Genomic DNA, 21,740 nt, shown 5'->3' with positions numbered 1-21,740 from the left:
GAACCTCGGCAAACTGAAGGCCGAAGTCCAGCGCCGGTGGGGCACCATCGACCTGCTCGACGTCCTCAAGGACACCGCCTTCCTCATCGACGCCTTCACATCGGTGGCAACCCGGGAGGTGCTGGACAAGCAGACGCTGAACCGCCGACTGCTGCTCGTACGCTTCGCGCTCGCACGAACATGGGAATCCGGCAGATGGCCGCGACCGGCGACCACGGCCAGGACGAGGCCGCGCTGCGGCACGTGCGCGCGACCTACCTCACCCGTCAGAACCTGCGGGCGGCGATCGTCGCGGTGGTCAACGCCACCCTGGAGGCCCGCGAGCCGAGCTGGTGGGGCGAGGCGACCAGCACCGCCTCGGACTCCAAGCGGTTCGCCTCCTGGGACTCCAATCTGATGACCGAGTTCCACGCCCGGTACGGCGGTCACGGCGTCATGATCTACTGGCACGTCGACAAGGGCCGGTTGTGCAGCTACTCGCAACTGAAGTCGTGTTCCTCCTCCGAGGTCGCGGCGATGATCGAGGGCCTGCTGCGCACCGCACCAACGCCGAGATCGAGGCGAACCACACCGACACCCACGGCGCCACCACCGTCGGGTTCGCCTTCACCGAACTGCTGGGCTGCAAGCTGCTGCCCCGGATGAAGAACATCGGCGCGATCGAGTTGTACAGGCCCGAAGCCGCTCCGGCCGCGTGGCCAAAGATGGACAAGATCCTCAAGAAACGGCCGATCGACTGGGACCTCATCGCCCGCGATGATGACCAGATGATCAAGTACGGGACGGCGCTGCAACTGCGCACGGCGGAAACCGAGCAGGTGCTGCGCTGTTTCACGAAGGGCAACGGTCCCAAGCATCCGGTCTGCCTGGCGCTGGAAGAGCTCGGCCGGGTCGTGCGCACGATCTTCGCCTGCGACTATCTCGCCGATGAGCAGCTGCGCCGGAGATCAACAGCGGGTTGCCGGTCGTGGAGAATTGGAACAGCGCCAACGACAAGATCTTCTACGGCCGCGAGGGCGTTCTGACCGGGGCCCGACCGTGAGCACGCCGAGGTGTCCATGCCCACCTTGCACCTGCTGCAGTCCTCGCTGGTGTTCATTAACACCCAGCTCCTACAGGCCGTTCTGCGAGATCCGCAGTGGGACTCACCGCGGCGTGCGCGGGACCTGCGGCGGGACTGTGCAGTGGTTCTGGCACCACCTCATGTTTCCTGCGCCGCTACGCCTTCACCCGTGCAGGCGCCGGCTCCGGGGCTGCGCCCTTTCACGGCTTGCCCGCCTCCACCGGCCGAGCCCGCTTCCGCGATGTCGGTCAGCAGCAGATCTTCAGGTAGTCCTGCAGGTCGACGAGGATGCGGGCGACGCTGTCGCGGTCGCCCCCGATACAGCGCCTCGTTGCCGCCGCGGCTGATGACGTCGTGGTTTCCCTAATGTGGTCGGCCTTGCCTGCCGGGTTTATCGCTGGAGGGTCTGGCTGCGGCCGATGATGTCCAGGACGGCGTTCCTGATCTGGCGGAAGGCGGCGGTGGTGTCGTCGGCAGCAGCGGTGACGGCTTGGTCGGCGGGTGCGACCGCGGGTTCGAGGAGCAGGGCCACGGTGTCGGCGAGGACTTCGCCGGGGTCGCCGGCGCTGGGCGGGGCGGACCCGGAGTCGGACATGGTGGTGTTGAAGCCGATGAGCACGGCGTGCATGGCGTAGGACTGGTCGGCCAGTGGGCGGTCCTGGCGGAGCAGTCCATGCCGGCGCAGGATCGGCATGACCGCCTGGCACATCGCGCTGGGCTGAGTGCGCTCGAACAGATCGCGGTCGCCGGCCTGCTCGATGAGCAGCCGCAGCAGGTCGGCGTCCTTGGTGGTGAGGCGGCGTGCCAGTGGGGAGCGAAGCCCGGTGCGGATCAGTAGCGGGGCCAGGTGGCGCGGTTGTACGGCGGTGGGGTCGGCGGTGATGCGGGCGATGATCGCCTCCAGGAAGGCCAGCAGTTCGCGGGCGAACAGGCCAAGGATGAGGTCTTCTTTGGTGGGCCAGTACAGGTAGACGGTGCCCTTGCCGACCCCTGCCGCCGCGGCGATCTCGCTGACGGTGACCTTGCGCACGCCGTGATCGGTCACCAGCTCGCGGGCGCTGTCCAGAATGCGGGCGGCTTTGTGCGAGTGGTGTTCGATCAGCTGGCTCACCGTGCTGTCCTCCGTTTCGTGCTGTCGAGTTTCCGCTGCAGTATGTGCGGGACCGATCAGAGGGCGGCGACGTCGAGGTTCTTGGCCCGCATGTCCTTGTTGTTGAACATTCTCCTGCCCATGGCCTTGCCGACGCCCGGCATCCGCATCAGGCGCATCATCCCAGCTCTCAGGAGCTGCTCCTTACGATCATGCGGGGTGAAGATACGCCGTCCGGGCAAGGCGCTTTCCTGCTGCAGGTGGATGAACGGCCTCATCCGTTCCTCCCAGGCTCGCAACGCCGCGGGCAGGTCTCCGGGGTGGCGTTGGAGCATGGTGCCCAGCAGTTCGCCGCCGGCCATGCCGCTGGAGGCGCCCATGCCCGCGTACAGAGTGACGCACCAGGCGGAGTCGCCGATCAGGACGACACGGCCACGGTGCCAGAGGGGCATCTTGACCTGCTGTACCGAGTCGAATAGCGCGTCGGCTGCCTGCTCGTAACGCGTCAGCAGCCCTTCCAGCAGGGGGCCGGTGGGTTCGGGGCCATAGGCGGCGCGGATGGACTCGATCGGCGGGCGGCGGAATTCGGCGTCGATGTCGCCGGTACGGTAGGAGAACAGCAGGCTTGGGGCGTGATCGGCGAACGGGAAGGCCCACACCGAGCGGCCCGGCTCGGCCAGGACCAGGCCCTCGTGCAGGCCGAAGCCGTCGACCGGGCCGTCCAGCACGGTGGCGCCGACCATGTAGTTCAGCGGGTGCAGGTACTCCTCCTCGGGGCCGAAGACGAGCCTGCGCACCGTCGAGCGCATGCCATCGGTGCCGATCACCAGGTCGAAGCGCTCGGTCACGGTGGTGTCGGAGGCGATGTCGTGCAGCGTCACCTCGGCTGCGGCGTCGTCCTGGGTGATGCGGGTGGGTACGGTGGAGTAGCGGATCTCCACATCGTCCGGCAGCGCTGTGAACAAACCTCGCTCCACATCGCCGCGCAGCAGCGGCCGGGGGCCAGCGGCCATGGCGAAGGGGTTCATGCCGGGACGGCGGTGCCCCGCGCGGTCCACCTCGTAGCTGGTGACATGGGGACCGCTGCGGTCGCCGATGGCCTCCAGCACGCCCAGCCGCCGGGCCGAGGCGATGCCGGACCCGAACAGCGCGATGAAGTATCCGCCGGCGCGGCGGGCGGGCGCCCGTTCCACTACTACCGGCTCCCAGCCGATCTGGTGCAGCCGCAATGCGGTCGCGATGCCGGCGATCCCCAGCCCGACCACCAGCGCCCGGCCGGCTTTGCCGTGGTTGGTCATGACGACTCCCTTTGTAGGCTTCCAGATCATGTTAGCCGACGTACTGACCATATCGGTTCTTTTGGTCAGTACGTCAACAGGCCGTGGTGGTGCCGATGGCGAAGCCGGCCGCCGGCGATCCCGTCGACGTGGCCGCACCGGGTTCCGGCACCACTCGGCGGCGGTACGAGCAGATGATCATCGAGGCCGCGGTCCAGGCTGGGCGGGACGCAGTTGTGGGGCACCCGGAATTGTTCACCCCCTTCTGTGTGTGCCCGGGAGGACACCCCGAAGGCGAACGCCGAGTTGCTGCCGCCGTCTGCCCCCGAGTGCGGACCTTCGTCGAGATCAGCACAGTCGTCGGGGCGGGGCACGGTGACCGTGCCCGCCCCGACTGCGTGGACCGTGCTCGCGACCGTCGTCAAGCAGGTACGTCGAGTACCGTGCCCGCGCCGACCGTCAGGCCGCCCTCGCGGATCGCGAAGCCGAGGCCCGGCTCCAGAGCGACGGCCTTGCCCAGCTCGACCCGTACCTCGACCGTGTCGCCCGGCTGGGCGGGGTCGTCCAGGAGGAGCCGGCCGGGTACGTCGGTGGTGCGCAGGTAGAACTGCGGCCGGTAGCCGGACGCGATCGGCCGGCGCCGTCCGCCCTCCTCCGGCGTGAGGAGGTAGATCCGGGCGGTGAACGACCGGCGGGCCCGCTGGCTGCCGGGCGCGGCCAGGACCATGCCCCGCCGCACCTGGTCGCGGCGGACACCGCGCAGCAGCACGGCGGCGTTGTCACCCGCCTCACCCCGCTCCATCGTCTTCCCGAACGTCTCCACCCCGGTCACTACGGCGGTGAAGCCGGCGTCGGCAGCGGACTCGAACCCGACGACGCCCACCGAGTCGCCCACCCGGACCGCGCCACGCTCGATGGCGCCCGTGACGACCGTGCCCCGGCCGGTGACCGTGAGCACGTTCTCCACCGGCATCAGGAACGGCGCGTCCACGTACCGGACCGGCACCGGGATGTGGTCGTCGACCGCCTGGAGCAGCGCGCCGATGGACGCCGTCCACTCGGGGTCGCCCTCCAGCGCCCGCAAACCGGAGACCCGGACCATCGGGACGTCCCGGTAGCCGTGCTCGGCGAGCAGGTCGTGCAGCTCCAGTTCGACCAGGTCGGTCAGCTCCGGGTCGGCGCCGTCGGCCTTGTTGACCGCGACGACCAGGTGCTCGACGCCGACCCGCCGGGCGAGCAGCACGTGCTCCCTGGTCTGCGGCATGATGCCGTCCTGCGCGGACACGACGAGGATCGCGCCGTCGAGCTGCGCCGCCCCCGTGATCATGTTCTTCACGTAGTCGGCGTGGCCCGGCATGTCCACGTGGGCGTAGTGCCTGGTGTCGGTCTCGTACTCGACGTGCGAGATGTTGATCGTGATGCCGCGCACGGCCTCCTCGGGCGTGCGGTCGATCCGCTCGAACGGCGTGTACGTCGCCTGGCCCCGCTGCGCGAGCACCTTGGTGATCGCGGCGGTCAGCGTGGTCTTGCCGTGGTCGACGTGGCCCATCGTGCCGATGTTGAGATGCGGCTTGTTACGGATATAGGCCTGCTTGGCCATGATTCTTTCCTCTTGAGTCCTGGATGTGCTGTGACCCGCACGGGCCGACTACCTCCCCCCGCCGGGTCACTTCAGGACTTACGGGAAGAGGTCAGCGCTCCAGGCCGTCGCAGGCACGCTCGAACGCGCCCGCGTTGGCGGGCGTCGCGAGGTGATCGTGCCTGAACATGAGGACCATAGTGAGGCGCTCAGCACCGCCACGCAACGCAATATTCCCGGGAGGCGGCAGGGCGGTATGCCGTAAGGCGGCCTCACCTGTGGTGACCAGGTAAAACACCTCATAGAGTGGGTGGCGTGAGCAGGCTGACCAGCTCTCGCCGGCCGGGCACGCGAAGGCCGGCCACACCGCGGGTCGACTACGCGGCGCTGTTCGCCGTGACGCCGGCCCCATGCCTGGTGCTGGACCCGGATCTGATGATCGTCGATGTGAACGGCGCCTACCTGCGCGCGACCGGCCGCACCGCCGAGGACCTGATCGGGAAGCACATCTTCACCGCTTTCCCCGACAACCCCGAGGATCCCCACGCCAGCGGCGTGAAGAACCTGAGCGCCTCGCTGCACCGGGTGCTGGCCTACCGGGTGCCGGACACGATGGCGCTGCAGAAGTACGACATTCCCCTCGCCGGCTGTCCTGGAGCGTTCGAGGAGCGCTGGTGGTCTCCGATCAACACCCCCGTCCTGGCACCGGACGGGACGCTGTCGTGGATCATCCACCGGGTCGAGGACGTGACGGAGTTCGTCCGCTCCTTCGGCCCGCGGCGGCCCACCACCCGCCGCTCACCGGGGCGTGCCGAGATGGAGGCCGAACTGTACGGCAGGGCACAGGAACTCCAGCGGCTGAACGAGGAACTCCGCCTGGCCCACACCCGTGAACACCACGTCGCGCTCGCCTTGCAGGAGGCCATGCTGCGCTGCCCCGACCTCGACCTGCACCCCGAGATCGAGGTGCGCTACCTGCCCGCGGTGGAGACGCTGAACGTCTGCGGCGACTGGTACGACGTCGTCGACCTGCCGGACGGCTGCTTCGCCGTCGCGGTCGGTGACGTCGTCGGGCACGGCCTGGAAGCGGCCACCTCCATGGGGATGCTGCGCAGCGCGCTCAGCGCCTCGATCCGCGCCGTGAAGGAGCCGGCCCCGGCGCTGGAAGTGCTCGGCTTGTACGCCCGTTCGCTCGAAGGGGCGCTGGCCACCACGGCGGTCAAGGCCGTGATCGACACCAGGAGGCGCCGCATCACCTACAGCAGCGCCGGCCATCCGCCACCCGTCCTGTGCCATCTGGGCAACGCCTGTACGCTGCTGGACCAGGCCACCGACCCGCCGCTGGGCGCTCGCCCCGAACACGTCACCCGCCCCCAGGCCGAGCTGTCCTACGCACCCGGCGACACCCTCGTCCTGTACACCGACGGTCTCATCGAACGCCGCGACCGGGACATCGACGTCGGCTTGGCCCGGCTGACCGACGTACTCGCCCGATCCGGTGGGCTCGACCCAGGACCCCTCGCCGACGCCCTCCTGGCGGGCATGGACGTCAGCAGCGGCGCCCGCGACGACATCGCCCTGCTCGTCGTCCGCCTGTAAAGGGCGCATCCCGGAAGATCCGGTTTACCCGACTGGCTCACTTGATCTGACATTTCCCGCTATGGTGCCGAAGATCCCTACCCTTGTCACAGGAGCTCCATGGCGCACGTCGAACCCCTCCGGGAGGGCGACCCCACTGCCATGGGTCCCTACCAGCTGTTCGGGCGTCTGGGCGCGGGCGGTCAAGGTGTGGTCTATCTGGGCCAGGGGCCCGATGGCCGGCCGGTCGCGGTCAAAGTGCTGCGCGAGGGACTCGCCAACGAGCGCTTCGCCAAGGAGATCGACGCGGCGCGCCGGGTGGAGCCGTTCTGCATCGCCCAGGTGCTCGATGCCTCGCTGGGCGCTCGGCCGTACATCGTGACCGAGTATGTCGAGGGCCCTTCGCTCCAGCAGGCGGGTCGCCACGTCGGCGCCGACCTGCAGCGGCTCGCCGTGGCGACCGCGACCGCGCTGGCGGCCATTCATCAGGCGGGCATCGTTCATCGCGATTTCAAGCCCGCCAACGTGCTGCTCGGACAGGGCGGCCCCCGGGTGATCGACTTCGGGATCGCCCGGTCCGTCGAGTCGGGGCTGACGGCTACCAGCAGCATCGTGGGGACGCCCGCGTACATGGCGCCCGAGCAGCTCGCCGGCGAGGGGATCGGGCCGGCGGTCGACGTGTTCGCGTGGGCGTCGGTGATCGTGTTCGCCGCCACCGGGGCGCCTCCGTTCGGTGAGGATTCACTGCCCGCGGTGATCAACCGGATCCTGCACAACGAGCCGCAGCTCGGCGATCTTCCGCAACCGTTGCGCGCGATCGTGCTGGGGTGCCTGGCCAAGGATCCGGCGCGCCGGCCGGCCATGCGGGACGTGTTGCTGCAGCTCCTGGGCGGAGCCGCCCCCAGGCCCCCGGACGGTCCTGGGCGTCTGGACGGTCCCGACGGCCGCGGTCCGGCCACGGTGCCCGGGCGGCGGCACGGGACCAGGACGGCGCTCGTCGCGGGCGTCTCGGGCATGGGGGCGCTGGCAGTCGCGGGCGCCGTCGCCTGGGGCGCCACGAGCGTCTGGGACCTCCGGGAATCGGGGCCGAGTACGCGGTCACTGGCGTTCACCGCCACCGGGACGCCCACCCCGGCGAAGACGAAAACGCGTCAGCACCCGAAGACCAAGAGCCCGGCGACCACGACGAAGCCGACCGTGAAACAGACCCCGAAGCCGACGCGGACCGTGAAACCGACACAAACCGTGAAACCAACAAAGACCGCCCCCAAACCCACGACCTCGTCGTCGAAATCGTCATCGGGCAGCGGTTCCTTCCGGATCGTGTGGGTGCGAGTCATCGGTCCCAGTCACGCCGACTCCCCGGACTGCGTGTACAACCATGGCAACATCTCCGGCCTGGTCGAGGGGACCAAACTGGCCACCGACTTCCGCTACGAATGGGTCCTGGACGGGCGGGTGGTGTCGCGCTCTGAGAGCGTCATCGCCGAATCCCACACCCAGACGGTCATCGGCCCGCTCGTGCAGACGGACGGCACCCACCGGGTCACCCTCCGCCTCACCTCCCCCCAGGCGGTGTCGAAGGCCTTCTCCTTCACCATCTGCCCGAGCGACGACTGATGACCCCGCTGCTGCCAGAAGATCCCCAGGTCGTGGGGCCGTACCGGCTGTCCGGGCGTCTGGGCGCGGGCGGTCAGGGGGTGGTCTACCTCGGCCAGGGTCCCGACGGGCGGCCGGTCGCGGTCAAGCTGCTGGCGGACGGCCTGGCCGGTGATCACCGCTTCGCCAAGGAGATCGACGCGGCGCGCCGGGTGGAGCCGTTCTGCGTCGCCCAGGTGCTCGATGCCTCGCTGGGCGGCCGGCCGTACATCGTGACCGAGTATGTCGAGGGCCCTTCGCTGCAGGAGGCCGGCCGCCATGTCGGCGCCGACCTGCAGCGGCTCGCGGTGGCGACCGCGACCGCGCTGGCGGCGATCCACCGGGCCGGGGTGGTGCATCGCGATTTCAAGCCCGCCAACGTGCTGCTCGGCAGGGATGGGCCGCGGGTCATCGACTTCGGGATCGCCCGCGCGGCCGGCCATTCGCTGACGGTGACGAGCAGCATCGTCGGCACGCCCGCGTACATGGCGCCCGAGCAGCTCGCGGGCGCCCCGCTCGGTCCCGCGGTGGACGTCTTCGCGTGGGCGTCGGTGATCGTGTTCGCCGCGACAGGAAGCCCGCCGTTCGGCAACGACTCGCTGCCCGCGGTGTTCCGCCGCATCCTCCACGACGAGCCGTATCTCGGGGACCTGCCGGGTCCGCTGCGCCCGATCGTACTGTCCTGCCTGGCCAAGGACCCCGCCGCCCGGCCCGCCATGCAGGACGTCCTGCTCCGGCTCATCGGCGCCCCGCCCACCGGTACGGCGGGCCACCTGACGGGCCATCGAGGCGGTACGGCGGGCGACCTGACGGGCCGTCGAGCCGGTACGGCGGGTCCTCCCGTGAGCAGCCCGCGCTGGAAGGCGCTGCTGGCGGGCGCCGGGGCACTGGCGGTGTCCGGCGCGCTGGTGGCCGGGGCGATCATGTTGCTGCCCGGCACGACGACGCCGACGGCCGCCCCCCTCCCGTCAGCCACGGAACAGCAGGCCACCACGCTTCCCAGTCCGTCGGCCAAGAAACAGGGCACCGACAAGACACCCAGCCCGCCGGTCAAGAAGTCGCGCCCCACCCGGACCGGCGACTCGAAGCCCACCAGCTCCGTCTCGAGGCAGCCGACGCCCAAACCCACGACCTCCCCGCGGAGAACCACAACTCCGACCAAGACCGCGGCCGCGGGGACTGTACGCCTGGCGTCGCTGACCCTGGACGGGCAGCAGACCGGACCGAACTGCTACTCGCCCAGCCTCTTCCCCGTCGCCTTGCTCAAGGGCCCGTCGGGCAAGCAGATCGAGTACGGCTACCGCTGGGTCGTGGACGGCCAGGACGAGGGATGGAAGACGGACTGGGTGACCGGTACGACCAAGAACCGGCGCAACCCCTTCGGCGCCTTCGAGCCAGGTCGGCACACGATCGTCTTCCACTTGCTGACACCCTCGAAGGACAGGCAGAGCGTGTCGTTCACGGTGTGCGAGCGGTTGTCCTAGGCGAGAGTCCCCGGGCCGGTGGTTCGCGTCACGCGGTCGTTGGTGTTTCGCACAACGGGAGCGGTGGCCTTCGTCGGATGTGCCGAAGATGCCGTGACCCGGCCGGGCCTACCGTACGGTCATGCCACGCCTCGTCCTCGACGACCTCTACCGCATCGCGGTCCCATCCGACCCGAGGCTGCGCCCCGATGGCGGCGCCGTCGCCTACACGCTCACCACCGCCGACCGCGACTCCGACCAGAACCAGGCCGAGATCTGGCTCGCCGCCCCCGGATCAGAGCCGCGCCGGCTCGCCTCCGGGAGCGCGGCGCGCTGGTCGCCCGACGGCCGGCAGCTCGCCTTCCTGCGTCCGGTCGACGGGCGCGCGCAGATCCACCTGCTGCCGATGGACGGCGGCGAGCCGCGCCCGCTCACCTCGGCGCCGCTCGGTGCCGGTGCGCCCGTGTGGTCGCCGGACGGCAGCCGGATCGCCTACAGCGGACCGTACGGAGACCTCGACCCCCACGCGCCGGTCGTGGCCGACATCCTGGAGTACAAGGCCGACGGCACCGGGCTGCTGCGCGGCCTGACCACGCAGCTGTTCGTGGTGGAGGTGGCGACGGGCGACACCGTTCAGGTGACCGAAGGCGGGTTCCACGCGGGCGAGCCGTCGTGGTCGCCGGACGGGCGGCGGCTGGCGTTCGCGGCGAGCATGGCGCCCGACCGTGACCTGGTGGTGGAGAGCGCGGTGTACGAGGTGGACGCCACCGGGCCGACGCCGGGCAAACCGGAGCGCCTCACCGGGCCGGACGTCATCTGCACCGGCGCCTGGTGGCTCACCGCCCCCGACGGCGACGGCACTCCCGACCCCGGCTCCGACCGCGACGGCCAGGGCCAGGGCGCCCGGCTGGTGGTGGCCGGGCTGCGCGAGGCCATCGGCCACACCCGCCTGTACACGCTCGGCCCTGACACCCTCGACGAGGTGGAGACCGGGCTCGACCGTAACGTCATGACCGGCGCCCCCGGTTATCCCGGTGCTGTCCCCGCGCTGCTGGGCGACGACCTGCTGTTCTGCGCCCGCGACCAAGGCCGCACGCACCTGTACCGCCTGCCGGGCGAGCCGCTGGTCGGGGAGGCTGGGGAAGCCGGGAAGTCAGAGGAGACAGGTGAGGCCGGGAAGGCCGTGAAGATCGTCGGCAACGACTTCACGGTGTCCGGCGTGTCCGTGGCTGCCGGCCGGGTCGCCTGGGTCGCCTCCTCCCCGCTCAGCGCCGGCGACGTCTATCTCGACGGCGAGCCCCTCACCCACCACGCCCTCCCGGACGTCGACCTCTTCATCCCGCGCCCCCGTACCTTCACCGCCCCCGACGGCACCACCATCGAGGGCTTCGTGCTGCGCGACGAGACCCGTACCACCCCCGGCCCGCTGCTACTCGACGTGCACGGCGGCCCGCACAACGCGTGGTCGCCCGCCTTCGACGGCGCCCACCTCTACCACCAGCGGCTCGCCGCCGACGGCTGGACCATCCTGCTGGTCAACCCGCGCGCCAGCGACGGGTACGGCGAGGACTTCTTCACCGCCACCATCGGCGCCTGGGGGCTGGCCGACGAGCAGGACTTCCTCGCGGCCGTGGACGACCTGGTGGCGGAGGGCGTCGCCGATCCTGATCGGCTGGCCGTCGCCGGTTACAGCTACGGTGGCTACATGGCGTGCTGGCTGTCGACCAGGACCGGCAGGTTCAAGGCGGCCATCCCCGGCGGCTGCGTCAGCGACCTCGCCAGCATGGCGGGCACGTCCGACCTCGGATCCCTCATCAAGGCGTACGAATGCCGGGGCGACCTCCAGGCCCAGTCACCGATCGCCCAGGTGGCCCGCGTCACCACCCCCACCCTGCTCCTGCACGGCGACAGCGACGACCGCTGTCCGGTCGGCCAGGCCGAGCAGTGGTTCGCCGCGCTGCGCGAGCAGGGGGTGCCGGTCCGGCTGGTCCGCTATCCGGACGCCTCGCACCTGTTCATTCTCAACGGGCGCCCCTCACACCGGTACGACTTCAACGAGAGGATCATCACGTGGCTGGAGCAATGGGTCACCGGCTCGCCGAGCTGATCGCCGAGCACGAGGTTCCGGGGGCCGCGCTGGCCTACCTGCACCGGGGTGAGGTGCACGAGTTCGCGGCGGGGACGCTCAACAAGGACACCGGTGTCGAGGCGACACCCGACTCGCTGTTCCAGATCGGCTCCGTCACCAAGGTGTGGACCGCGACCCTGCTCATGCGGCAGATCGAGCGCGGCCGGCTGACGCTCGACACGCCGGTGGCCGAGGTGCTGCCCGAGTTCAGGGTGGCGGATCCGGAGGTCTCCAAGACCGTCACGGTCAGGCACCTGCTCTCCCACACCAGCGGCATCGACGGCGACCTCTTCCTCGACACCGGGCGCGGCGACGACTGCGTGGAGAAATACGTCGCGGCCTGCGCCGACCTGGCCCAGAACCACCCGCTCGGCGCCACCCAGTCCTACTGCAACTCCGGCTTCACCATCGCCGGCCGGATCCTGGAGAAGCTCGAGGGCAAGCGCTGGGACGACGTGCTGCGCGAGCAGATCGTCGAACCGCTCGGCCTCACCCACACCTGGACCCTTCCGGAGGACGTGCTGCGCTTCCGCGCCGCCATGGGCCACGTCGACGGCGCGACCGCCCCCGTCTGGGGCCTCATGCGCTCGGCCGGGCCCGCCGGGCTCATCTGCGCCCGGCCCGCCGACGTGGTCGCGTTCGCCCGCGCCCACCTCGAAGGCGGCCTTCTGGACGACCCGCGCGCCATGTGGGAGCCGCAGGTCGACATCCCCAACCCGTACGCGCTGGGCAGGCAGTGGGGCATCGGCTGGATCCTCGACGAATGGGACGGTCACCAGGTCATCTCCCACGGCGGCAACACCATCGGCCAGCACGCCATGCTCTGGGCCGTACCGGACACCGGCACGATCGTGTGCGTCACCGCCAACGGCGGGCACAGCGGCGCGTTCACGCACGCCGTGGCCACCGACCTGTTCGCCGAGCTGGACGGCCTGTCCGTGCCGCCCAGGCTCGGGCCGCCAGAGACGCCCGTCCAGGTCGACGTCGACGGCTACGTGGGCGTCTACGAGCGGGCCGGGTTCCGCGCCACGCTGAGCGTCCGCGACGGCGAGCTGTGGATCCTCGGCGAGGCCACCGGCGCTCTGGCCGCGCTCCAGCCGCCGATGGAGATGAAGCTCGTCCCCGTGGACGAGGTCACCTTCGTCTGCCGCCGGGAGGAGGACCCGGACTGGATGTCCGCCGTGTTCTACCGGCTCGAGGACGGCTCGCCGTACATCCACCTGGGAGCGCGCGCCACTCCGAAGATCAGCTGAACATGCCGGACCACGGTGAGCGGGCGGACGGCCGCCCGCTCACTCGCTCCGGACCGAACAACGGCTCCGGACCGAACAACGGCTTCGGGCCGGACTACGGTGAGTGGATGAACGACCGCCCGCGCGCCAGCCTAGGACGGATCCTGAACGACCTCGGCAGCACCGTGATCGACGTGGCCGCCTCGCCGGGCGACCTCGACGCCGAGGTGACCGGGGTGCACATCTTCGATCCGCTCGACGAGCTGATCGTCCCGCCGGGCGGCATCCTGCTGGCGGTCGGCGTGCAGGGCACTGCGGAGATCTGCTCGCTGCTCACGCGGGCCCCGGCGGCGGCCGGCGTGGTGGTCAAGCTGCCCGTGGACGCTGACGAGCAGGTGCGCGCGACCGTGCTGGGGACCGGTGTGGCCGTGCTCGGACTCACCAGGGCCGCCTCCTGGGCCCAGGTCGCCGCCCTGCTGCGCTCCCTGCTGGCGGAGGGCGACCTGGCCGGGCCGGGGGAGGAGCCGCAGGGCGACCTGTTCTCGCTGGCCAACGCGGTCTGCGCGCTGCTCGACGCGCCTGTCACGATCGAGGACAGGTCCGCGCGGGTGCTGGCCTACTCCGAACGGCAGGACGAGGCCGACCAGGGCCGGATCGCCACCGTGCTCGGCCGCCAGGTGCCCGAGCACTACCAGCGGATGCTCGACGAGAACGGCTTCTTCAAGCTGCTCTACCAGAGCCACGAGCCCGTCTACCTCGAACTCGACGGCGACAGCATCAACCGGGCGGCCGTCGCCGTGCGGACGGGTGACGAGATCCTCGGCTCCATCTGGGCCGCCGTCCGCGAGCCGCTCACGCCCCAGCGGCAGCGCGCGCTCGCCGACGCGGCCAAGATCGTCGCCCTGCAATTGCTGCGCGAGCGGGCGGGAGCCGACACCCAGCGGCGGCTCCGTAGCGACCTGCTGTCCACCGTGCTCGCGGGCGGCGCCGACGCGCCCGAGGCCGCCGCGCGGCTCGGCATCGCCACCGCCCGGCTGTGCGTGCTCGCCGCGCAGCTCGCGCACCCCGCCGACGACGACCCGGCGCGCGCCGAGAGCGACCGGCAGCGCTTCGCCGACGCGCTCGCGCTGCACGTCGGCGCCATCCACCCCAAGGCGGCCGCCGCGCTCGTCGGCTCGGTGGCCTACGCCGTGCTGCCGCTGCAGGCGGGCGGTGAGGAGGAGGCGCGGGCCGTACGCGTCGCGGAGAGCTTCCTGGCCAGGGTCGGGCCGCGGCACTCGGCCAGCATCGGCGTCGGCCGCCTGGCCGCCAGCCTCGCCCACGTCGCCAGGTCCCGCGCGGACGCCGACCGGGCGCTGCGCGTGCTGCTCGCCCGCAGCGCGACGGGCCAGGTCGCCGGCTACACCGCCGTGCACTTCGAGTCGCTGCTGCTCCAGGTCGCCGACGTGGCGGCGGCGGAGGACCAGGCGCCGACCGGCCCCTACCAGCGGCTGCTCGACCACGACGCCGAGCACGGCAGCGACCTGGTCGCCACGCTGCGGGCCTACCTGGACGCGTTCGGCGACGTCAACGCCGCCTCGGCCAGGGTCCACGTACACGCCAACACCTTCCGGTACCGGCTCAAGCGGCTCACCGAGATCAGCGGGCTGGACCTGTCCGACGCCGACGCCCGGCTCACCGTCATGCTCCAGATGCGCATCTTCGGGTGATAGCACCACGCCCGCCGCGCTTTTCGTTACAGCGCACGAAGAACGATCTACGGTCAGCGACCAGGGTGGTGCCTCAGATCCCACTCCCCAGGAGCGCCCCACATGAGAAAACCAGCCGCGCTCGTCGCGCTGGCCCTGCTCGCCGCGGCCTGCGGCGGCACTGCGGGCACAGAAACAAGCACCGGCTCGGGGACGGGCGCGCCGGTCACCGGCGGCACGTTCTCCTTCGCCCTCAGCGCCGACCCCGGCGTGCTCGACCCCGCCATGGGCGTGCTGTCGGTCACCAACCAGGTGCTCGCGTTCGCGTACGACACCCTCGTCGGCGTCGGCGCCGACGGCCGGATCGTCCCGGCACTCGCCGAGAAGTGGCAGGTCAAGCCCGACTCGGTGACCTTCACCCTGCGCAAGGACGCGACCTGTTCCGACGGCGCCAAGCTCACCCCCTCCGACGTGGCCGAGAACGTCAACCACATCGCCGACCCCGCCACCAAGTCGCCCATCTACGGCGTTCTCGTGCCCACCGGGATGAAGGCCAAGGCGGACGACGCGGCGGGCACCGTGACCCTGTCCACGCCCGAGCCCTTCAGCTTCATCCTGGAGAGTGCCGAGCAGATGTTCATCGTGTGCGGCAAGGGCGTCAAGGACCGTTCGCTGCTCGCCCACGCCACCTCCGGCTCCGGCCCCTACCGGCTCACCGAGTCGGTCTCGGGCGACCACTACACCTTCAAGGTCCGCAGGGAGTACGTCTGGGGTCCCGGCGGAGCCACGGCCAAGGACCTGCCCGAGACGGTCACGCTGAAGGTCGTGCCCAACGAGCAGACCGCCGCCAACCTGCTCGTCGCCGGCACGCTCAACGGCGCCACCTTCTACGGCCCCGACCGCGCCCGCGTGGCGGCCGCCCCGGGAGTCGTCAAGAGCGAACTGCCCTACGGGAACGGCCAGTTCTTCTACCATCAGGGCGATGACCGGCCCGCCCACGACCCGGCCGTACGCAAGGCGCTCACCCAGGCCGTCAACCTCAAGGAGCTGTCCGGGATCGCCGCCAGCGGCACCGGCCGGCCCGCCACCGGGCTCGTCCTCGACCCGCGACCCTGCCAGGGCGACACGGTCACCGGGCACGTGCCCGCCAACGACCCGGCCGCGGCCGCCGCCGCCCTGGACGCGGCGGGGTGGCGAGCCGGCGCCGACGGCGTCAGGGTCAAGGACGGCAAGCGGCTGACGCTGCGCTTCGTCTACCCCACCACCAGGGGATCCGGGGTGCAGGCGGCGGCCGAGTACCTGGGCGCCGCCTGGAAGAAGGCCGGCGTCGAGGTGAAGCTGAACGGCATCATCGACGCCAAGCTGGCGGAGTCGCTCAACGTCACCCAGGACTGGGACGCCATCTGGCTGCCGATCGCCGTCACCCTGCCGAGCCAGCTCGTCGGCTTCCTGTCGGGGCCGGCCGCGCCCAAGGGCGCCAACTTCGCCCACCTGACCAACTCCCGCTACACCTCGCTCGTCGCGCAAGCCTCGGGAAAGCCGGCGGCCGAAGGCTGCAAGCTGTGGCTGGAGGCCGAGTCGGCGCTGTTCGAGAACGCCGACCTGGTCCCGGTCGTGGAGAACACCGTCCTGGCCGCCGGCAAGGGCGGCACGTTCCGCATGATGGCCGGGGGCGTCGTGCCGACCTCGATCCGCCTCACGCAAGGAGGCTGAGTGCGCGAGCTCCACAAGGCCGGACCCGGCTCGCCGAGCCGGGAGCGGTCGCGCGGGTCGCGGTGGGTGGTGCGGCAGATCGTCCGGTTCGTCGTCTCGCTCGCCGCGCTGCTCGTCGCGTCCTTCGCGATGATCCACCTCATTCCGGGTGATCCGGTACGGGCGTCGCTCGGGCCGGCCGCGCCGATCGAGCTCGTCCAGGCGCGTACGGCGGCGCTGGGGCTCGACCGGTCGATCCCCGAGCAGTTCCTCACCTACACCGGCCACGTGCTGTCCGGAAATTTCGGGACCTCGTTCCTTTCGGGAGAGCCGGTCGTCGAGATCGTCGCCGCCCGGCTCCCCAACACGCTGGCCCTGGCCCTGCTGGCGACCGTGGTGGCGCTGCTGGTGGCGGTGCCGCTCGGCATGTGGGCGGCCGTCCGCACCGAGAACGGCCGCAACCGCGGCACCGAGTACGCCTTCACCACCGTGACGGGCACCGCCGTCGCCGTCCCCGAGTTCCTGTACTCGATCGCGCTGGTGACCGTCTTCGCCATCGGCCTCGGCGCGTTCCCGCCCGCGGGCAAGGCGGGCGCCGTCTCGTACGTGCTGCCGGTCCTCGCCCTGGCGATCGGCCCGATCGCGATGATCGCCCGCATCTCCCGCGCGGAGACGCTGCGCGAGCTGGGCACCGACTATGTACGGCTGGCGCGCGCCAAACGCCTGCCCGCCGCCCGCCTCTACCTCAGGCACGTGCTGCCCAACACGCTCACCGCCACCCTCACCCTGGGCGGCCTGCTGCTCTCGGCGCTGATCGCGGGCAGCGTGCTGGTCGAGTACGTCTTCGCCTGGCCGGGGCTCGGCCTGAAGATCGTCGAGTCGATCACGCAGAAGGACTATCCGGTCGCCCAGGGCGTCATCCTCGTCTACGGCGCGATCGTGCTCGTCGTGAACCTCGCCGTCGACCTGGCCCTGGCCGCGCTCGACCCCACCTCCAAGATCAGGGAGGCGTGAGTGAAGCCTCGCCCGCCGCGCACACGAGTGAAGGCCGTGCGACCAGGGAGTCCCGCGTGAAGCCCCGCCTGCCGCGCACGCCCGCGGCGGTCGCCGGAGCCGTGCTCGTCGCGGCCATGATCGTGCTGGCCGTCGTCGGGCCGCCCGTCTGGGGCGCGAGCGCCGAGCGCATCGACGCGGCGGCCATCCTCCAGGGCGCGTCCGCCGCCCACCCGCTCGGCACCGACAGCCTGGGCCGCGACCTGCTCGCCAGAGTGCTCGTGGCCGGCCGGTTCTCCCTGGCGCTGGCGCTGGCAGCCACGCTCATCGGCGGTCTGGCCGGGATCGTGCTCGGCGCCCTCCCGTCCGTGCTGCCGGGCCGGCCCGCCCGGCTGATCACCGGATTGGTCAACGCCCTGGTCGCCTTCCCCGGACTGCTGCTGGCCATGTTCACCGCGGTCGTCTCCGGGCTGGGCGCCCGCGGCGCGGTCCTGGGCATCGGGGTGGCCATCGCGCCCGGATTCGCCCGGCTCACCCAGACGCTGGCCGCGACCGTCGCCGGATCCGACTACGTGTCGGCCGCCCGCATGCTCGGCGTGTCCCGCCGCCGGATCCTGACCGGGCACGTGCTGCCCAACATCGCCGAGCCGCTCATCCTGCAGCTCACCCAGGCGCTCGGCGGCGCCCTGCTCGGCCTGGCCGGGATGTCGTTCCTCGGCCTGGGCGTGCAGCCGCCGTCGTTCGACTGGGGCCGGCTGCTGTTCGACGGGTTCGCCCGCATCTACGTCACGCCCGAGGTCGCGCTCGGCCCGGCGGCGGCCATCGCGCTCGCCGGTATCGGGTTCAACCTGCTGGGCGACGCCATGGCCAAGGCCGCCGCCCGTACCGCCGCGGCTGGGAAGGCGTCGGACGCGGCCGTACAGGCCGATCCCGGCGAGCCGGATCCCGGCGCGGTGCTGGAGGTCAGGGACCTGACCGTTGCGTTCCCCGGCGGTGTGACGCCCGTGCGCGGGCTGTCGCTGACCATCGCCCCCGGCGAGATCGTCGGCCTGGTGGGAGAGTCGGGCAGCGGCAAGAGCCTGACCGCCGCCGCGATCGGCGGGCTCGTCCCCTACCCGGGCAGGGTCGCCTATGGGCGGCTGCTGCTCGGCGGCCGGGACCTCGCCACGCTGTCGGGCAAGGAGCTCGGCACGACGCTGGCCATGGTGTTCCAGGACCCCATGGCCTCGCTCAACCCGGCGCTGCGGGTGGGCGGGCAGCTCGCCGAGGTGGCGAGGGTGCACCAGGGCGCCGGGCGGGCCGAGGCGAACCGGCGGGCCGTGGACCGGCTCAGCCACGTCCACCTGCCCGACCCGGCCGCGCGCGCCCGGCAGCACCCGCACGAGTTGTCCGGCGGCATGCGGCAGCGCGCGGTGATCGCGATGGGCTTGATGGCCACGCCGCGCTTGATCATCGCCGACGAGCCGACCACGGCGCTCGACGTGACCGTGCAACGGCAGATCCTGCGGCTGCTGCGCGAGGTCACCGAGGAGAGCGGCGCGGCCGCGCTGTTCATCACGCACGACATCGCCGTGGTGGGCGAGCTGTGCGACCGGGTCATGGTCATGTACGCGGGCCGGGTCGTCGAGGAGTTGCCCGTCCGCCGGCTGGCCGCCGAAGCCGCGCACCCGTACACGCGGGCGCTCATCGCCTCCCTGCCCGACATGGCCACCGACCGGGACAAACCCCTTGCGAGCATCCCCGGCCGCCAGCCCGCCCCATCGGACGTGGGCGATGGCTGCGCCTTCGCGGACCGGTGCGCCCTGGCGACCGCCCGCTGCTCCGCCGAACGTCCTCCGCTCATCCCGTACGGCGAGGCGGGCCGCGTGGCCTGCTGGGAGGTCAAATGATCATCGAAGACCTGACCGTGCGCTTCGGCGCGTTCACCGCGGTCGACCGGGTCACGCTGGAGATCCCCCCTGGCCGGATCGTCGGGCTCGTCGGCGAGTCGGGGTCGGGCAAGTCGTCGCTGGCCAGGGCGGTGAGCGGGTTGGTGCCGTACACGGGCCGGATCGACGGGGCGCGCAACGTCCAGATGGTCTTCCAGGACCCGTACGCCTCCCTGGACCCGCGCATGACGGTCGGCGAGTCGGTGGGGGAGGGGGTAAGGCGTGACCGGGCGGGGCGGCGGGCCGAGGTGGAGCGGTTGCTGGGGCTCGTCTCGCTGCCCGCCGACCTGGCCGGGCGCTACCCGCGTGAGCTGTCCGGCGGCCAGCGGCAGCGGGTCGCCGTCGCCCGGGCGCTCGGCGCCGCGCCCGACCTGCTGGTCGCCGACGAGATCACCAGCGCGCTCGACGTGTCCGTCCAGGGCGCGGTGCTCAACCTGGTGCGCTCGCTCCGCGACGAGCTGGGCCTGTCGATGCTGTTCATCTCGCACAACCTGGCGGTCGTCCGGTACGTCTCCGACGTCGTCGCGGTCATGCACCAGGGCCGCGTCGTCGAGTCCGGGCCCACGGAGCAGGTGGTCGGCGAGCCCGCCCACGACTACACACGCGCCCTGCTGGAGGCGGTGCCTCGGCTCACCTAGTGCCACATCAGGCAGCGTTTGCCCTGTCTGGTCCAGGGGGTGAGCGGGTCACTTCATCGACTTCTAATCTCGATGCATGGCTGACGACATGGAGATCGAGCGATACCGTCACGAGACTGTCGAGTTGACGGTGGGGCAGCTACGCGATGCCCTCAATGAATTGGCCGACGAGACGCCAGTGCGCATTGACGTGCCGATATCCCCGAGATGCGAAGAGCTGCCCGACTCGGTCGACCTCAACTCGGTCGACTCGGGTCCGCACCACTTCGTGCTTTGCGGAGTCGTGCTCCATGACGCCGACTACCTGATGCGAAACGAACTGGTCCTCCAGGCAGATTTCGCCTCTGACTGGTACGTGCGTGCTGCCGCGCGGGAGTGTTGAGGGCGCTGGCGTCTGCCGTGGCCGGTCCCGTCGAGGACGAAACGAGTGCCGCATCATCTTCGGTTTGCCCTGTTTGCGGTGACACGCCGATCAAGGTCCCACCTCGGTCGGCGTGATCGTTTCAGACTCTGCTGGTGGCTGAACGTGTTCGCGTGCGTGAGATCGATGACGATGAGGGGAGTCGGCTGCTGCGCATCGTGCGGCGCGGCACCGGTTCGGTGGTGACCTGGCGGCGGGCTCAGATGGTGCTGTGGTCGGCCCAGGGGATGCCGGTGCCGAAGATCGCCGAATTGGCCTTTACCAGCGAAGACCGCGTCCGCGATGTGATCCACAACTTCAACGCCGATGGCTTCGATTCGCTGTATCCCAAGTACAAGGGCGGCAGGCCGCCGACCTTCACCCTGCCCCAGCGGGTCGAGATCAAGAAGATCGCCAAGTCCACCCCTGCCGAGCACGGGTTGCCGTTCTCCCGCTGGAGCCTGACCAAGCTGGCCGATTTCCTGGTCGCCGAGGGGGTGGTCGACGACATCAGCCATGAGGGCCTGCGCGAGCTTCTCCTTGCAGAAAATGTCTCCTTTCAAGCCATGAAGACCTGGAAGTCCTCACGTGATCCGGACTACGCGGTCAAGAAGGCACGCGTCGAGCACCTGTACGCCATCGCCGATGGCGAGGTGATCGGCCAGGATGACGACCCCGCCGTGATCTTCTGCATGGACGAGTTCGGACCGCTCAACCTGCAACCTCGCCCGAGCCGGCACTGGGCTTGCGCCGGCGGCAAAGGCAAGGAGCCCGACCGGGAACCGCGGCCGCGGATGCGCGCCACTTACACCCGTACCCAGGGCGTACGGCACCTGTTCGCCGCCCTGGACGTTGGCCGGAACAAGATGTACGGGCCCCTCAAGAAGCGCAAGCGGCGCGGAGAGTTCCTGGAATTCTGCCGTTACCTGCGCAGCCTCTACCCACCCGACGTGCGGATCGCGATCATCTGCGACAACTTCAGCCCGCACCTGACGACCAAGAAGGACACGCGGGTCGGCGATTGGGCACAGGCCAATAACGTCGAGATCGCCTACACGCCCACCAACTCCTCGTGGCTGAACCGCATCGAGGCGCAATTCACCGCACTTCGCGAGTTCGCCCTCAACGGCACCGACCATGCCAGCCACCGTGAGCAGGGCAGCATGATCCGCCGTTACATCGCCTGGCGCAACCGCAACACCGACGACCCGCGCCTACGCCGGAGGGAGTGTCAACTTAACGGCCCTGTCTCACATTCGGCCCTGTCTCACATTCGGTGGTGACCGAGCGTGCAGCTATCCGAGAAGGATGCGATGGCGAAGGAGGGTGAATCCTGCGCGTCCATGCATCTGG

General features: G+C 70.7%; 16 protein-coding genes and 1 pseudogene. 13 read left to right on the top strand and 4 right to left on the bottom strand.

Annotated elements, in window-relative coordinates:
* Window positions 1-180 precede the first annotated feature (180 nt).
* Window positions 181-1,025 (top strand): annotated as a pseudogene (locus tag AB0C30_RS48330) (Tn3 family transposase).
* A 429-nt stretch (window positions 1,026-1,454) separates the two neighbouring features.
* Here AB0C30_RS48330 and AB0C30_RS48325 read toward each other — a convergent pair.
* From AB0C30_RS48325 to tuf, 4 genes are all read right to left on the bottom strand, one after another.
* Complete coding sequence (locus AB0C30_RS48325) at window positions 1,455-2,174, bottom strand: helix-turn-helix domain-containing protein (protein ID WP_357957129.1); 720 nt, start codon at window positions 2,172-2,174, stop codon at window positions 1,455-1,457.
* Between the two features lie 56 nt (window positions 2,175-2,230).
* Window positions 2,231-3,451, bottom strand: coding sequence for an FAD-dependent monooxygenase (locus AB0C30_RS48320; protein WP_357957127.1), 1,221 nt, complete (start codon window positions 3,449-3,451; stop codon window positions 2,231-2,233).
* Window positions 3,452-3,516: 65 nt separating this feature from the next.
* On the bottom strand, window positions 3,517-3,855 hold the full coding sequence (locus AB0C30_RS48315; RefSeq protein ID WP_357957125.1) for a hypothetical protein: 339 nt from the start codon (window positions 3,853-3,855) through the stop codon (window positions 3,517-3,519).
* Complete coding sequence (gene tuf, locus AB0C30_RS48310) at window positions 3,852-5,030, bottom strand: elongation factor Tu (RefSeq protein ID WP_357957123.1); 1,179 nt, start codon at window positions 5,028-5,030, stop codon at window positions 3,852-3,854. The genes AB0C30_RS48315 and tuf overlap by 4 nt, the downstream gene beginning before the upstream one ends.
* A gap of 294 nt (window positions 5,031-5,324) precedes the next feature.
* Here tuf and AB0C30_RS48305 point away from each other — a divergent pair, with 294 nt between their 5' ends.
* The 12 genes from AB0C30_RS48305 to AB0C30_RS48250 all read left to right on the top strand — a co-directional run bounded on the left by AB0C30_RS48305 (window position 5,325) and on the right by AB0C30_RS48250 (window position 21,670).
* Complete coding sequence (locus AB0C30_RS48305) at window positions 5,325-6,608, top strand: SpoIIE family protein phosphatase (protein ID WP_357957121.1); 1,284 nt, start codon at window positions 5,325-5,327, stop codon at window positions 6,606-6,608.
* 99 nt (window positions 6,609-6,707) lie between these two features.
* On the top strand, window positions 6,708-8,207 hold the full coding sequence (locus tag AB0C30_RS48300; RefSeq protein ID WP_357957119.1) for a protein kinase: 1,500 nt from the start codon (window positions 6,708-6,710) through the stop codon (window positions 8,205-8,207).
* Window positions 8,207-9,709: a protein kinase gene (locus AB0C30_RS48295; protein WP_357957117.1), complete on the top strand. Its 1,503-nt coding sequence runs from the start codon at window positions 8,207-8,209 to the stop codon at window positions 9,707-9,709. The genes AB0C30_RS48300 and AB0C30_RS48295 overlap by 1 nt, the downstream gene beginning before the upstream one ends.
* A 121-nt stretch (window positions 9,710-9,830) precedes the next feature.
* Window positions 9,831-11,795: a S9 family peptidase gene (locus AB0C30_RS48290; RefSeq protein WP_357957115.1), complete on the top strand. Its 1,965-nt coding sequence runs from the start codon at window positions 9,831-9,833 to the stop codon at window positions 11,793-11,795.
* Window positions 11,759-13,069: a serine hydrolase domain-containing protein gene (locus tag AB0C30_RS48285; RefSeq protein ID WP_357957114.1), complete on the top strand. Its 1,311-nt coding sequence runs from the start codon at window positions 11,759-11,761 to the stop codon at window positions 13,067-13,069. Before AB0C30_RS48290 ends, AB0C30_RS48285 begins: the two co-directional genes overlap by 37 nt.
* Before the next feature lie 2 nt (window positions 13,070-13,071).
* Entirely contained in the window at window positions 13,072-14,757 is a 1,686-nt protein-coding gene (locus tag AB0C30_RS48280) for a helix-turn-helix domain-containing protein (protein ID WP_357957112.1), read from the top strand.
* Between the two features lie 102 nt (window positions 14,758-14,859).
* The gene (locus AB0C30_RS48275; protein ID WP_357957110.1) at window positions 14,860-16,449 is read left to right on the top strand and encodes an ABC transporter substrate-binding protein; all 1,590 of its coding nucleotides are present in this window, start codon (window positions 14,860-14,862) and stop codon (window positions 16,447-16,449) included.
* Complete coding sequence (locus AB0C30_RS48270; RefSeq protein ID WP_357957108.1) at window positions 16,450-17,442, top strand: ABC transporter permease; 993 nt, start codon at window positions 16,450-16,452, stop codon at window positions 17,440-17,442. It begins immediately after the preceding gene.
* A 56-nt stretch (window positions 17,443-17,498) separates the two neighbouring features.
* Window positions 17,499-19,310, top strand: a complete 1,812-nt coding sequence (locus AB0C30_RS48265) for a dipeptide/oligopeptide/nickel ABC transporter permease/ATP-binding protein (RefSeq protein WP_357957106.1) — start codon at window positions 17,499-17,501, stop codon at window positions 19,308-19,310.
* A complete protein-coding gene (locus AB0C30_RS48260) occupies window positions 19,307-19,987 on the top strand; it encodes an ATP-binding cassette domain-containing protein (RefSeq protein ID WP_357957104.1) in 681 nt (226 codons plus the stop codon). Before AB0C30_RS48265 ends, AB0C30_RS48260 begins: the two co-directional genes overlap by 4 nt.
* A gap of 76 nt (window positions 19,988-20,063) precedes the next feature.
* A complete protein-coding gene (locus AB0C30_RS48255) occupies window positions 20,064-20,369 on the top strand; it encodes a DUF6225 family protein (protein ID WP_357957102.1) in 306 nt (101 codons plus the stop codon).
* 152 nt (window positions 20,370-20,521) lie between these two features.
* Window positions 20,522-21,670 (top strand): IS630 family transposase, encoded by a 1,149-nt coding sequence (locus tag AB0C30_RS48250; protein ID WP_357957100.1) that lies wholly within the window; start codon window positions 20,522-20,524, stop codon window positions 21,668-21,670.
* Window positions 21,671-21,740 lie beyond the last annotated feature (70 nt).

The sequence above is a fragment of the Nonomuraea sp. NPDC048901 genome (assembly GCF_040649695.1).
In the GTDB taxonomy this organism is placed as follows: Bacteria; Actinomycetota; Actinomycetes; order Streptosporangiales; family Streptosporangiaceae; genus Nonomuraea.
The sequence above is the reverse complement of the archived record's forward strand: the minus strand, read 5'-3'. Positions and strand labels throughout refer to the sequence as shown.